General features: G+C 69.3%; 13 protein-coding genes and 1 tRNA gene. 12 read left to right on the forward strand and 2 right to left on the reverse strand.

Annotated features, from left to right (window positions below):
- The first annotated feature begins 96 nt into the window (after positions 1 to 96).
- From FOJ82_RS14120 to FOJ82_RS14140, 5 genes are all read left to right on the forward strand, one after another.
- Positions 97 to 696: a TetR/AcrR family transcriptional regulator gene (locus tag FOJ82_RS14120; RefSeq protein ID WP_143939132.1), complete on the forward strand. Its 600-nt coding sequence runs from the start codon at positions 97 to 99 to the stop codon at positions 694 to 696.
- 20 nt (positions 697 to 716) lie between these two features.
- Positions 717 to 790: transfer RNA gene (locus FOJ82_RS14125), tRNA-Ile, on the forward strand.
- 116 nt (positions 791 to 906) lie between these two features.
- Positions 907 to 1,248 carry a hypothetical protein gene (locus FOJ82_RS14130; RefSeq protein WP_143939133.1) on the forward strand — a complete coding sequence of 114 codons (342 nt, stop codon included), beginning with the start codon at positions 907 to 909 and terminating at the stop codon, positions 1,246 to 1,248.
- Positions 1,245 to 1,634, forward strand: a complete 390-nt coding sequence (locus FOJ82_RS14135) for a MerR family transcriptional regulator (protein ID WP_143939134.1) — start codon at positions 1,245 to 1,247, stop codon at positions 1,632 to 1,634. The genes FOJ82_RS14130 and FOJ82_RS14135 overlap by 4 nt, the downstream gene beginning before the upstream one ends.
- Positions 1,635 to 1,716: 82 nt before the next feature.
- Positions 1,717 to 3,033: a CAP domain-containing protein gene (locus FOJ82_RS14140; protein ID WP_185975811.1), complete on the forward strand. Its 1,317-nt coding sequence runs from the start codon at positions 1,717 to 1,719 to the stop codon at positions 3,031 to 3,033.
- A gap of 159 nt (positions 3,034 to 3,192) precedes the next feature.
- On the opposite strand, the gene FOJ82_RS14145 is transcribed toward FOJ82_RS14140, so the two are convergent.
- Positions 3,193 to 3,960 carry a GNAT family N-acetyltransferase gene (locus FOJ82_RS14145; protein ID WP_143939136.1) on the reverse strand — a complete coding sequence of 256 codons (768 nt, stop codon included), beginning with the start codon at positions 3,958 to 3,960 and terminating at the stop codon, positions 3,193 to 3,195.
- A gap of 81 nt (positions 3,961 to 4,041) precedes the next feature.
- Between FOJ82_RS14145 and FOJ82_RS14150 the strand changes: the two genes are divergently transcribed.
- Positions 4,042 to 4,572, forward strand: coding sequence for a GNAT family N-acetyltransferase (locus tag FOJ82_RS14150; RefSeq protein ID WP_143939137.1), 531 nt, complete (start codon positions 4,042 to 4,044; stop codon positions 4,570 to 4,572).
- A 191-nt stretch (positions 4,573 to 4,763) separates the two neighbouring features.
- Here the strand turns inward: FOJ82_RS14150 and FOJ82_RS14155 are convergent, their stop codons facing one another.
- Positions 4,764 to 5,363: a hypothetical protein gene (locus tag FOJ82_RS14155; RefSeq protein WP_143939138.1), complete on the reverse strand. Its 600-nt coding sequence runs from the start codon at positions 5,361 to 5,363 to the stop codon at positions 4,764 to 4,766.
- A 227-nt stretch (positions 5,364 to 5,590) separates the two neighbouring features.
- Here FOJ82_RS14155 and FOJ82_RS14160 point away from each other — a divergent pair, with 227 nt between their 5' ends.
- The 6 genes from FOJ82_RS14160 to FOJ82_RS16320 all read left to right on the forward strand — a co-directional run bounded on the left by FOJ82_RS14160 (position 5,591) and on the right by FOJ82_RS16320 (position 11,959).
- Complete coding sequence (locus tag FOJ82_RS14160; RefSeq protein WP_143939139.1) at positions 5,591 to 6,958, forward strand: ABC transporter substrate-binding protein; 1,368 nt, start codon at positions 5,591 to 5,593, stop codon at positions 6,956 to 6,958.
- Complete coding sequence (locus FOJ82_RS14165) at positions 6,933 to 7,862, forward strand: carbohydrate ABC transporter permease (protein WP_143939140.1); 930 nt, start codon at positions 6,933 to 6,935, stop codon at positions 7,860 to 7,862. Before FOJ82_RS14160 ends, FOJ82_RS14165 begins: the two co-directional genes overlap by 26 nt.
- The gene (locus FOJ82_RS14170; protein ID WP_143939141.1) at positions 7,859 to 8,668 is read left to right on the forward strand and encodes a carbohydrate ABC transporter permease; all 810 of its coding nucleotides are present in this window, start codon (positions 7,859 to 7,861) and stop codon (positions 8,666 to 8,668) included. The genes FOJ82_RS14165 and FOJ82_RS14170 overlap by 4 nt, the downstream gene beginning before the upstream one ends.
- Before the next feature lie 76 nt (positions 8,669 to 8,744).
- Complete coding sequence (locus FOJ82_RS14175) at positions 8,745 to 9,671, forward strand: CAP domain-containing protein (RefSeq protein WP_143939142.1); 927 nt, start codon at positions 8,745 to 8,747, stop codon at positions 9,669 to 9,671.
- A gap of 29 nt (positions 9,672 to 9,700) precedes the next feature.
- Positions 9,701 to 10,459 (forward strand): metallophosphoesterase family protein, encoded by a 759-nt coding sequence (locus tag FOJ82_RS14180; protein ID WP_143939143.1) that lies wholly within the window; start codon positions 9,701 to 9,703, stop codon positions 10,457 to 10,459.
- A gap of 126 nt (positions 10,460 to 10,585) precedes the next feature.
- Entirely contained in the window at positions 10,586 to 11,959 is a 1,374-nt protein-coding gene (locus FOJ82_RS16320) for a hypothetical protein (protein ID WP_185975812.1), read from the forward strand.
- Positions 11,960 to 12,238 lie beyond the last annotated feature (279 nt).

A 12,238-nucleotide genomic window follows, 5' to 3' on the forward strand; every position in this document is an offset into this window, starting at 1 on the left:
CTCGAAACGGAACGGAGTTCCACTCACGATACGGAACGCCGTTCCGGTTGACAAGTGGAATCGGAACGATGGTCCGTTTCGGGTAGGGTCAACTGCATGACAGCCAGTGGTGAGGCGCCGAGGGCCAGGCGGGCCGACGTCGAGCGCAACGAGCGCGCCATCGTCGACGCAGCGGCTCGGGTGTTCGGGACCTCCGGGGTGGACGCGCCCGTCCGGGAGGTCGCGGCGGCTGCGGGTGTGGGCACCGGCACGCTGTACCGACACTTCCCCACGCGCTCGGACCTGGTGGTGGCCGTCTACCGGCAACAGGTCGAGGACTGTGCTGAGGCCGGACCGGAGCTGCTGGCGTCCGAGTCCTCGCCGTTCCGGGCGGTGGTGGCGTGGGTGCACGGCTTCGTCGCCTTCCTCGGCACCAAGCACGGCCTCAACCACGTCTGGCGGGGCGACGCCGCCGGCATCTCGGCGCTGCACCAACTCTTCATCGACAGACTCGTGCCGGTCCTCGGTGTCCTGCTCGCCGCCGCCAGGGAATCCGGCGAGGTGGTGGCCGACGTCGAGGCCTACGAGCTGCTGCGCGCCGTCGGTGACCTGGTGGCCTGGGCGGGACCCGATCCGGACTACGACGCACACCGGATGGTGGACCTCCTGCTGGGTGGCCTGCGCTCCGTTTTGCCCCGAACCGAGGCGGTGCGTTAGAGTTTGTCGTCGGTTGACTCGGGCCTATAGCTCAGACGGTTAGAGCGCTGCCCTGATAAGGCAGAGGTCACTGGTTCAAGTCCAGTTAGGCCCACCGAAGAACCCGCACCCGCCCCGGCCGGTGCGGGTTTCGTCAATCCGGGACCCCACCGACGGGGTTCCGGACGCACGCTTGACCTGGAGCGCACTCCAGCACCTGGACTGGGGTGCATGTTCACACTCGCGTTGGTCCTCACCGGCCTTGCCGCCCTGCTCAACCTCGTCGCCGTCATCGGGGCGCCCTCCCAGGCCGCGGCGGATGGCCACGGCGAACACTCCCTCGTCTTTCCACAGCTCCTCTATGCGACGGCGGCCCTGACCTTCGCCGCCGCGGCCGTCCTGCGCACCTTCGAAGTCACGGATTGGGGACGCACCGCCGTCATCGTGGCGGGGGTCCCCACAGTGGTGGCACCGCTGGTCTACGGAAGGTTGGTGGGGGAGTTCACGCCCTCCCACCATGTGATCCGGCTCGCCATCGTGGCCGCGGTCGTTGTGGTTTTCTGGCTGTCGTGAAGAGGCTCATGATCGGCGACGTGGCACGCGCGGCGGGCGTCTCAGTGGACACCGTGCGCTACTACGAACGCGAGTCCCTGATCCCGCCGGCGGAGCGGGATTCCGGCGGACGCAGGATCTACGACGAGTCGGTGCTGGACGCGTTCGTGCTCATCAACGCGCTGCGCGGGGCCGGGTTCGGCATCAGTGAGGTGCGGCGGCTTACCTCGCTCAAGCAGACCCCCGACGTCGGGGAGCGCCTGCGCGGCGTCCTGGCGAACTGCGACGAACTGGAAGCCGGACTGGACGTCGCCGAGCAGCGCATCGTGGCCGCCCGCGCCGTCGTGACCCAACTGCGCTCGGAGGCGACGGCCGGCCTGGCCGACGCCGTCGCCGGATGTGACTGAGCCCGGATCACACCGTCGGCCGGAATCCGTGCTTTCATCTTCCATGGGGGAAAAACTTGGGGGAATTGCGCGCACGCTCCTGGTGAGTCTTGCGCTCGTGCTGGGCTCGTCGGTGCTGGTGCCGATCGACGCCCACGCGGCACCCACCGTCGACGCCACGAAGGCCGACGCGGTGCGGGCCGCCTACCGTGAATACACGAAACTGGCGCAGACACCTGTGGGATGGACCGGCTCGGTGGCGAGCTGTACCACCGGGACCGTGTCGGCCGCCTACCAGTCCGCGATCCTGCGGCGCGTGAACCTGGTGCGCGGACTGGCGGGTCTGGAACCGGTCCAGTTCTCGACGTCGTACAGCGCCTCCGCGCAGGCCGCGGCCCTGATCATGGCCGCCAACGACAGGCTGGACCACTATCCACAGGCTGAAGCGCGCTGCTACTCGGAGGAAGGTGCGACTGCCGCCGGCAAGTCGAACCTCGCCATCAGCTGGGGCCTCGAGGCGCTGGACGTGGTGCCGGACCCGATCTGGCTCTACATGGACGACTACGGCTACAACAACACCGCCGTCGGGCACCGCTGGTGGATCCTGCGTCCGGAGACCACCACCATGGGCTCCGGCAGCACCAACAACACCAACGCGTTGTGGGTCATCGACGAGTCGCCGCGCGCCACGGCACCGCAGCTCACCACGTGGCCGGTTGCGGGCTACTTCCCGAGCGAGTGGGTGCCCACCAGCAGGCGCTGGTCCATCCACGCCACTGGCAGCGCCCGGCTCAGCGCGGCCACCGTGAAGGTGACGGGTCCGACGGGGGAGTTGGCGACGCGGGTGATCTACGGCGCCGCCGACCGGCTCGTGTGGGAGATGCCGGACCTGCCGGAGGTGGAGGGGCAGGGCTCGGTTCGCTACTCCGTCACCGTCAGCGGCATCACGGGCGAGGGCGCGCCGTCGACGCACGCGTACAGCGTCGACGTCATCGACGGCAGCTGGGTGGACGTGTACACCACGCCCGGCGAGCACCGCGTCAACGGCCGCGACTGGCGCACCACCTGCGAGCCCTACTCCAGCACGCAGCGCTGCCGCACCGAGATCCTGGCCACGCAGATCGCGCTGGTGAACGGCCGCTACGTGCAGCAGACCGGGTGGGTGTTCAACAACCTCACCTACCTGCCCAGCCCGCGCTCCATCTGGAAGGACAACCCGCTGGGCGGCTACGCGCAGGCGGGCTACGACAAGCAGTGGACCAGCGACGGACGCGCCTGGCGCACCGAGTGCGACACCGCGACGTCGGGCCGCAACGGCTGCCGCGCCTACATCCGCGCCACCGTGATCGAGGTGAACCCGGCCGGCGGCTACCGCAGCGTCACCAAGTGGCTGTTCAACAACATCGTGCGCTTCGGCTGAGCCTGTTCACGCTCACTGCGGCACGGATGCCATCCGGGGTGGCGTCCGTGCCGCAGTTAGCGGTTACAGCCGGGGGCGACGGCGCACTCGGGCTGAGGCAGGCCCAGGGAGACCCTTCGAGGCTCGCTGGCGCTCGCACCTCAGGGCGACTGGCGGATGTCAGGCCGGAGGCAGCGGGTAGTGCACCTCGTTGCCGTACACCTCGAACCCGGCGCGGCGCAGGATGGGGCTTGAGGTGCCCTTGCGGGCCTTCACCAGCGCGTAGCGGGCACCGCGCTCGAAGGCCTCGGTGAAGCGGGCGGCCATCACGGCCCGGTAGGCGCCGCGGTGCCGGTACTGCTCCACCACGCCACCGGCCCAGAGCTTGGCGACGCCGTCGTCGAGCGTGAGTCCGGCGTGGGCCGCGGGGACGCCATCGACGAGGCCGAGGTAGCGGAAGATGGTGCGATCCTTCCCTGCGGCCACCTGACGGGCGACGTCGGCGACGTCCCCCTCGCGGAACGCGGCGTTCGCGAGGGGCGTGCCGAACGCGGCGGCGGTGACGGGGTAGATCAGGTCCAGCACCTCGGGCCCGTCCGCCCGGCGCACCTCGACGTCGTCGGGAACGGCCAGGTCTGGGACGCCGTCGGTGAGGTCGAGCGCCAGGACGTCGAAGTCCTCCTTCACGCTTGCGCCCAGCCTGAGGAGGGTCTCTGCCAGGTCCGCGGGTACTGACAGGTCGTGGACCGCCCACAGCGTCGGCACCGACGGCGTGAGCCCGCGCACGTGCGCCACCAGTTCCGGCCCCGGCAGGCCCTCGGCGCGGTGGACAGAGCCCTTGCCGTCCTTGACCACCACCTTGGCGTGCTCGGTCTCGTGGACCTCGGCGTCGTAGGGGATCCACAGCCAGGCGGCTGCGGTGTTGAGGACGTCTTCGCGGGTGGGCACGGGGGAACTCTAGGGCGCAGGACAAGCGCGACGCCAAGCGTGCGGTTGCGGTCCGGAGCGGGGATCTGGTTCGCTCACCCGATGACCATCCGACTCACCCCTCCCACCGTCGCGCTGTTCCCCAGCTGGGCCGAGGCCGTGGCGGAGTTCGCAGGCGTCCACATCGACGGTTCGGGGCTGAGGGCGCCGGTGGCGGGGGAGCCGTCGGTGCTGGACCTGCTCGTGGAGAAGGCCCGCACCATGGCCGACACCTCCGTCGCGCCGCCCGAGGGGCTGGTCCACAACGACCTGTTCTGGATCACCGACGCCGACGAGGTGGTGGGGTTCGTCTCCATCCGGCACGAACTGAACGACTGGCTGCGGCGCTTCGGCGGCCACATCGGGTACTCGGTCCGCCCCTCACGGCGACGGCGCGGTTACGCCCGTGCGGGCCTGGCGCTCGCACTGGATCGCTGCCGCGAGTTGGGGCTGGAGCGTGTCCTGGTGACCTGCGACGACGACAACGTCGCCTCCTACCGCACCATCGAGGGAGCCGGCGGGGTGCTGGAGGACGTGGTCGACGGCGAGGAGCCGGGGGAGACGCCCAAGCGGCGCTACTGGATCGAGCTGTAGCCAAAGTCCCGGCTGGGCCCAGGGACCGGGTCGCGCCCAGGGGTGCCCAGAGGCAGTGGTGACCAGAGCCGGTGACACGCCGAGGGATTGGCCTCCAGAGCAGACCCCGTGGCGTGTCGGCGGAGCTGGTCACCAAGGGCTTCCGGTCTCCTTCACTTCCCACCCCGGAACTGGCGAACCGCGTCCCTGTCCTATTCCGCCGCCTTGGCGAAGACGACGGCGCCCGCCGTCATCACGGCGAACCCCAGGGCGGCCACCACGGCCCACAGGAGCGTCCTGCCGGGCTCGACGGGGGAGTGGAACAGCACGAACCCCTGCCAGAGTCCGAGGCCGAGCACCACCAGGAACAGCACGCCGGAGAGCAACCCCAGCACCATCCTCCCGCTCGCGAAACAGAACATGGGAGTCATCGACCAGGCCATCGTGCCCAGCAGGAACAGCGCCACCTGGACGACTGCAATGGGCTCGGAGTGCAGTTGCGTGACCAGGCTCCCATAGGGCCCGTCGATCACGAAGGGCCACAGCATCACGCCGGCGAGCTGGATGACTGCGGAGACGGGCACGCCCAGGGCGAGCAAGCTCGGCAGCCCGTCGGTGCGCAGCCCGCCGCCGGGGCGCTGGAGGTCCACCTGCAGGAACCCCCAGATCCCCGCCATCAGGCCACCGACGATGCCGGCCCACACGGCGGTGGGCTCGATGACGTCCCCGTTGGGTTGGCGCAGGAGTCCGGTGGCGGAGATGAACACCGCGCCGGTCCAGAACACTGCTCCCAGCACGGACTTGAGGAGCATGCTGCGGAGGTCCTCCCCCCAACTCCGGGTGCGTCGCTGCTTGCGACGGCGGGCGGTTCGGGGGTCTGTTCCGGTTCCACTCATACTCATCGATTGTGCCGGGCAACCCGGTCACTACGACGGGGCATCGCCGTGCACCACCTCCCCGCCCTCGGCGAACAAGTGGATCTCCCACGGCGCCACTCTGGCACGATGGACCCACCGGTTCTGTACCCAGGAGGATCCCGATGAAGTCTCGACCAACCAGCTCGCTGCGCGCACTCGGCGGCGCACTGCTAGTCAGTGCCCTGGCCCTCACGGCCTGCGCGCCGGGCAGCGGCACCCCGTCGGAGGAACCCACCAGCGGGGAGACCATCACCGACGTCACCACCGATATCGAATCGCTCGGCGACGTCGAACTCGTGGTCTGGGACCAGGAGGTCCGCGGCTCCCAGAACGACGCCCTCGAGGCGCTGAACGCCGCGTTCGAGGACAAGTACCCCAACGTCACCATCAACCGCACCAGCCAGGCCAACGAGGACCTGCAGCAGCAGATCGCGCTCGCGCTCGGCGGCGACGACGTCCCCGACGTGGTGCAGGTCAACAACGCCCGCGGTGACATGGGCCAGTACGTCGCGGCCGGCCAGCTCGCGGACCTCACCCCCTACGCCGACGCCTACGGCTGGACCGACCGGTTCCCGGACTCCGTGCTCGGGAAGGTGCGCTACTCCGCCGACGGCACCACCTTCGGCGAGGGCAACCTCTACGGCCTGCCGCAGACCGGCGAGATCGTCGGCATCTTCTACTCCCAGTCCAAGCTGGACGAGCTGGGCCTCGAGGCGCCGACGACGTGGGACGAGTACCACGCCGCCCTGGACGCCGCGCTGGAGGCCGGTGAGCTGCCGATGGTACTGGGCAACATCGACCAGTGGCCCGCCCTGCACGTCTTCGGCCCGCTGCAGGCCAACCACGTCCCCGCCGACGACATCGTCGCCCTCGGTATGGGCAACGCCGGCGCGTCCTGGCTGGACGAGGGCAACGTCGCCGCCATGGAGCAGTTCGCCACCTGGGGCGCCGAGGGCTACTTCGGCTCCTCCCCGAACGGCACCGACTACGACGCCGCCTGGGCCGACTTCACCACAGGAACCGGCGTCTTCCTGCCCGCCGGCAACTGGCTGGGTGCCGACATGGAGGCCGTGATGGGCGAGGACCTGCGCTTCATGGCACCGCCGCCGGGACTCGACGGCCAGGTGGCCACCACCGGCGGCACCGGCATCCCGTTCTCCGTCCCCGCCAACGCGGACAACGTCGCCGTCGCCGCCGCCTACATCGACTTCATCACCACGGAGGAGGCGATGGAGATCATCGCCGAGAACGGTGGCATGCCGGTGTTGAACACGGCCGACCTCGCTCCCGAGAGCGGCGTCCAGAACGACATCTACACCGCCTTCAGCACGGTCTCCGAGGAGGGCACGCTGCTGCCATACCTGGACTACGCCACCCCGACCTTCGCCGACACCGCCGGCCAGGGCCTGCAGGAGGCGCTCGACGGGCAGCGCACGCCCGAAGAGGTGCTGCAGGCGTTCGAGGATGACTACGCCGCCTTCACGGGCTGAGGTCCGGGCGCCCCGGCGCTGGGGGCGGCCGTCGGCCGTCGCCGGCTCCCGGGCCGCGCCCTACCTCTACCTGCTGCCGGCCCTGGTGGTCTACGGCGCCTTCATGCTGTACCCGCTGGGTCGGACCATCAGCTACTCGTTCTACGAGTGGTCCGGCTTCGGCGCGGCCACGTTCGTCGGCCTCGACAACTACACCTCGCTGCTGGGCGACCGCGCCTTCCTGGCCGCCATCTGGCACGCCCTGGTGCTGATCGTGTTCTACTCCCTGCTGCCGCTGGCGGTGGGTCTGGTGCTGGCGGCGGTGCTGCGCCGCGGGCAGGTGCGCGGACTGGGCATCTACCGGGCGCTGATCTTCCTGCCGCAGGTGATCGCCCTGGTGGTGGTGGCCGTCGCGTGGCGCCAGATCTACGCCCCGACCGGCGGTCTGAACAGCCTCCTCGGCCTGTTCGGCATCGACTCCGACATCGGCTGGCTCGGCAGCGCGGACTTCGCGCTGTCCGCCGTCGGCGTCATCGGTTTCTGGCTGGAGACCGGCCTGGTCATGCTCCTGCTGCTGGCCGGCATGACGCGCATCCCCGGCGAGCTCTACGAGGCGGCCCGGCTCGACGGCGCGGGCCCCGTCCGTGAGTTCTTCGCCGTCACCCTGCCGAGTGTCCGCGGCGAGATCGCGACGGCGCTGGTGCTGACCATCATCGCCGCCCTGAAGACCTTCGACCTCGTCTACATGACCACCCGAGGCGGCCCCGGGACCGCGACGACGGTGCCCGCCTTCGAGGTGTTCAACCGTGCGTTCAACCACAAGCAGATCGGCTCGGCCGCGGCCGTGGCGGTGGTGCTGACCGTGCTGGTGTTCATCATCAATGTGTTCGTCAGCCGCGTCGGTGAGGAACGGAGGCCGCGATGAGGGTCTCCAGCACCGAGCGGATGCTCAACTACGTCGTCCTGACCCTGTTCGCGCTGTTCGCGGTCGCCCCGGTGGCCACGATCTTCGTGACCGCGCTGGGGCCGCAGCTCGGCATCGCCACCGGCGGGCTGCACTGGGGCAACTTCGCCGAAGCCTGGGCGCAGGGCGACTTCGGCCGTGCGCTCGGCCGGTCCCTCGCCGTCGCCGCGCTCGTGGTCACGTCGGCGCTGGCGCTGTCCGTGCTCGCCGGCTACGCGTTCGGCACCATGCGCTTCCCCGGTTCGACGCTGCTGTTCTACCTGTTCCTCCTGGGATTGATGATCCCGGCCGAGGCCATCGTCATCCCGCTGTTCTTCGACTTCCAGGCCATCGGGCTCACCGACACCATCTGGGGTGTGGCGCTGCCGCAGATCGCGCAGTCGACGGCGTTCGGCGCGTTCTGGATGCGCGCACAGTTCCGGGCGCTGCCCGAGAACCTGCTCGAGGCCGCCGCCATCGACGGCAGCACCAGCTGGAGCGCCCTGTGGCGGATCTGCGTGCCGCCGCTGCTGCCCTCGATCGTCACCGTCGCGGTGTTGATGTTCATGTGGACGTGGAACGAGTTCCTGATCCCGCTGGTGATGTCGCCCTACAAGACGTGGGCGACGGCGCCCCTCGCGCTGAACGTGTTCCAGGGCCAGTACACCGCCGACACCGCACTGATGGCCTCGGCCGGTGTCATCATCGCCGCGCCCATCGTCGTCGCGTTCGTCTTCGGCCAGCGCTACTTCATCAACGGCATGCTCGAGGGCGCCACGCGCGGCTGAGACTCGGCGCAGGGTGACCCCCGTCGGGGTTACGCTGGCCCGCCCGGGGGAACTCTGACCGATTCGAGGAGCCCCGATGAACAAGACCCGGAATGCCTGGTTCACCCGCCTGGCAGCGCTGCTGGTGCTGTTGGGGACGGCCTTCGTCGTGCCACAGGGCGCGCAGGCCGCCACGAACGTCAACGAGACCGCGAAGGTCCAGCAGTTGCTTGCCGGCCTCAACTCCTACCGCGCCCAGAAGGGCGCCCCGGCCGTCACGCTCAGCACCGCGCTGACCCCCGTCGCACGCGACTGGACGGTGCGGATGGCCGACACCGGCAACTTCAACCACAACCCGCACTACCACGACGACTCCCGCGTGCCTGACGGCTGGAGCGGGGCGGGCGAGATCATCGCCCTGAACTCGTCGGGCAGCGCCCAGCAGTTCATCAACCAGTGGATCAACTCGCCCCCTCACGAGAAGATCATGCGCGACGCGAAGTACACCCACGTCGGCATCGGCATCGCCAGGGCCTCCAACGGCCTCTGGTACTCCACCATCAACTTCTTCGCCTACTCCGGCAACCCGGACGGGAACACGCCTGACGTCGATGTCTACACCACGCCGGGCGAGCACTACGTCAACGGTCGCCACTGGCGCACCGTGTGCTCGAACTACAGCTCCACAGTGAAGCGCTGCCAGGCCGACATCCACGCAACACAGATCAAGCTGGTGAACGGGCGCTACCAGCAGGTCAACGCCTACGTGTTCAACAACCTGACCTACCTGCCCTCGCCCCGGGCGCAGTGGAAGGGCAACCCGCTCGCGGTCGACGGCACCTGGCGCGCTGACGACGGGCGGCAGTGGAAGACCAGCTGCGGCGACTCCTGGACCGGACCCAACGGGTGCCGCAGCTTCTCGCGGGTCACCTTCTACGAGGGCTACCTCGACGGCAACGGCCAGCGCCAGTTCCGCCAGAAGACCGACTGGGTGTTCAACAACGTCGTCCGCTTCACTTCCTGACCTGGTGGGGACCTCAATAGGATGGCTAGGTGACCCCGGACCGAATCGCCCTCATCTCCGACGTCCACGGCAACCTCGGCGCGCTCGAGGCGGTCCTCGCCGACATCGCCGCCCGCGGGATCACCCGGATCCTCAACCTCGGCGACACCGCCGGCAAGGGCCCGCGCGGCGAGGCGTCCGTGCGTCGCTGCCGGGAGGTTTGCGAGGTGAACGTGCGCGGCAACTGGGACGACTTCCTGCCGGCCATCCCCGACGACGGCCCCACCGAGATGGTGTGGTGGCGCGACGAACTCTCCCCCGAGAGCCGCACCTGGCTGGCCGGACTGCCGCTCTCGCACGACCTCACACTGAGCGGTCGACGGATCCGGCTCTTCCACGCCTCCGCCGAGAGCCCCCACGTCCGCGTCCACTTCCACCACACGCCCGAGCAGTTCGCCGGCATGTTCGACAACACCACCATGACCGGGGACGGACCCACGCCCGACGTCGTCGGATACGCCGACATCCACGACGCCTACGTCGAGACCTACCGCGGGCGGACCCTGTTCAACGTCGGCAGCGTCGGGAACCCCCTCGACGAACCCACGCCGTCGTACGTGATCCTGGAGGGCGTCGTCGGCGGCGACCGCACCGCCCCCTTCGGCATCCAGTTCGTGCGGGTCCCCTACGACGTGGAGGCCGAGATCGCAGTCGCCGAGCAACTGGCGATGCCGACCCTCGACGTCTGGTCGGTCGAACTGCGGACGGCCGTCTACCGCGGCCGCCAGCACCCACCCCAGTCGCCCTGAGGTGCGAACGGCAGCGAGCCTCGAAGGGCAGGGTGAGGTCCAAGCGGGCGCACCCACTGCCGTTTGAGCCCGTCCGCGACCATCGAGCCGGGGCGGCGAACCCTCCACGGCCTAGGATTGTCGCCCGTGAGCCAGTACCCGCACCCCCAGCCCCGTCGATCCGGCACTCGCACGGTGTGGTGGGTGGTCGTCGGAGTACTGGCCTGTGTGCTCGGCGGGCTCGTCGCATACGGGATGCTCGCCTCCGACGGGGAGCCCACCCCCGCAGGACCCGCGTCGCCGTCACCCAGCCCGTCGGTGGGCCCGTCGCCGAGCCCTTCGGACAGCCCGTCTCCGGTGTGCTGCGCCCCATCCCCGTCGCCCTCACCGACGCCCGATGACCTGTACCCGCGCGGGCTGACGGGGAGCTGGCTGGATGAGGGCTATGCCACCGGTGCCACGGAGGTCTCCTTCGAAGGCATGAACGCGCTGCCCGTCGGCTTGAGCGCGGACGGTGCCGTGTACGCGTTCATGCTCGACGACGTGCTGCACGGGATCTCCACGGCCACGGGCGAGCTGGTCTGGGACTTCCCCAGCTACCTGTGCTCCGTTGGGACCCGCGACGGCGTGGCGCTGTGCTCGAGCATCGACGTCCCGCAGGACTACTTCCCAAGCAAGACCACGGCTCCGCTGGTCGGGGTGGACATCGCCACCGGCAGCGTCGCCTACGAGGTGGCTGCCCAGTTCCTGCCGACGGACATCCAGCTGGTCGGGTTCCACGGTGATCTGGGGATCTACCTGGTGGCGGACCACACGGCTCGAGGCTCGCTCTTCGGGGCGATCGAGGTGCTCGCGATCGGCCCCGCCGGCGGGGTGGCGTGGCGCCACAGCACCGGCATTGACGACGTCCTCGGGCAGGCCACGCTGGTGGAGGGCGGCAGGCTGGCGCTCCTGGCCGACGGTGTGCTGCAGCTCATCGACCTGGCGGATGGATCGGTGGTGTTCGAGCAGGAGAGCGACGACGTCTCGACAGACGTGTACTGGGACGGTTTCGGGGTCTACTCCGACGGGGTGGGAACCGCGTTCTTCGACTGGGACGGCAAGCAGTTGTCCGACCCGGAGGACGGGTACGCGGTGACGCCCTTCCCGTACGTGTTCCAGGGTGTCACCCCGGTCTACCCGTTGGAGATGTTGGACATCGGCGTGGAGCAGTTCGCAAGGCCTGTGATGTTCTCCCCCGAGGGTGAGGCGCTCCTGCGTGACGTCGGGCTCCAGTTCGACAACCCGGGGGAGCCGATCTCCACCAGCAACCCGCTGTCCATCAGCCCGGACGGGTCCGTGGTGGCCGTGATGGACAACTACGACCGGCCGACGCTTCACCGCGTCTCGGACGGAGCTGCGATAGCCCATTTCAGCACGAGCAACTACGCAGACACCCTCGTGGTCGACGGATACGTGAGCATCCAGGAGTACGACAGTGCGGGCGACGTAGGCATCCGCGTCCTGCTGCCTGGGTCCTAACCGTCCCGCCGCATGGCGGCCGTCGCGGTGGGGCGTGACAGGCATCCGCGAGAAGCTCGTTCCGGGCTCTCCAGGGCCTCGACGCGGCGTTTCGCGGACGCTGGTCACGCCGTCGGCGACGTGCCGTCCCCCGTCGCCCGAGCCCGCATTCCCCCAGGGCTGGCCCAGACAAACCCGAAAGCTTTCGAAAACTCCTAAAGAACCGACGTATTTTGGGGCCCTTGACTTGCCGGATCACGCGTGGAATGATTCACGCAACCGTTTACGAAGGTTTCGAAA

The organism is Tessaracoccus rhinocerotis, assembly GCF_007197885.1.
In the GTDB taxonomy this organism is placed as follows: domain Bacteria; phylum Actinomycetota; class Actinomycetes; order Propionibacteriales; family Propionibacteriaceae; genus Arachnia; species Arachnia rhinocerotis.

Excerpts from the sequence above, each read along its gene's own strand:
- FOJ82_RS14155 (WP_143939138.1), bottom strand. The coding sequence starts at position 5,363 with ATGCTCCTCAAGTCCGTGCTGGGAGCAGTGTTCTGGACCGGCGCGGTG.
- FOJ82_RS14150 (WP_143939137.1), top strand. The coding sequence starts at position 4,042 with ATGACCATCCGACTCACCCCTCCCACCGTCGCGCTGTTCCCCAGCTGG.
- FOJ82_RS14175 (WP_143939142.1), top strand. The coding sequence starts at position 8,745 with ATGAACAAGACCCGGAATGCCTGGTTCACCCGCCTGGCAGCGCTGCTG.
- FOJ82_RS14130 (WP_143939133.1), top strand. The coding sequence starts at position 907 with ATGTTCACACTCGCGTTGGTCCTCACCGGCCTTGCCGCCCTGCTCAAC.
- FOJ82_RS14160 (WP_143939139.1), top strand. The coding sequence starts at position 5,591 with ATGAAGTCTCGACCAACCAGCTCGCTGCGCGCACTCGGCGGCGCACTG.
- FOJ82_RS14120 (WP_143939132.1), top strand. The coding sequence starts at position 97 with ATGACAGCCAGTGGTGAGGCGCCGAGGGCCAGGCGGGCCGACGTCGAG.
- FOJ82_RS14165 (WP_143939140.1), top strand. The coding sequence starts at position 6,933 with ATGACTACGCCGCCTTCACGGGCTGAGGTCCGGGCGCCCCGGCGCTGG.
- FOJ82_RS14170 (WP_143939141.1), top strand. The coding sequence starts at position 7,859 with ATGAGGGTCTCCAGCACCGAGCGGATGCTCAACTACGTCGTCCTGACC.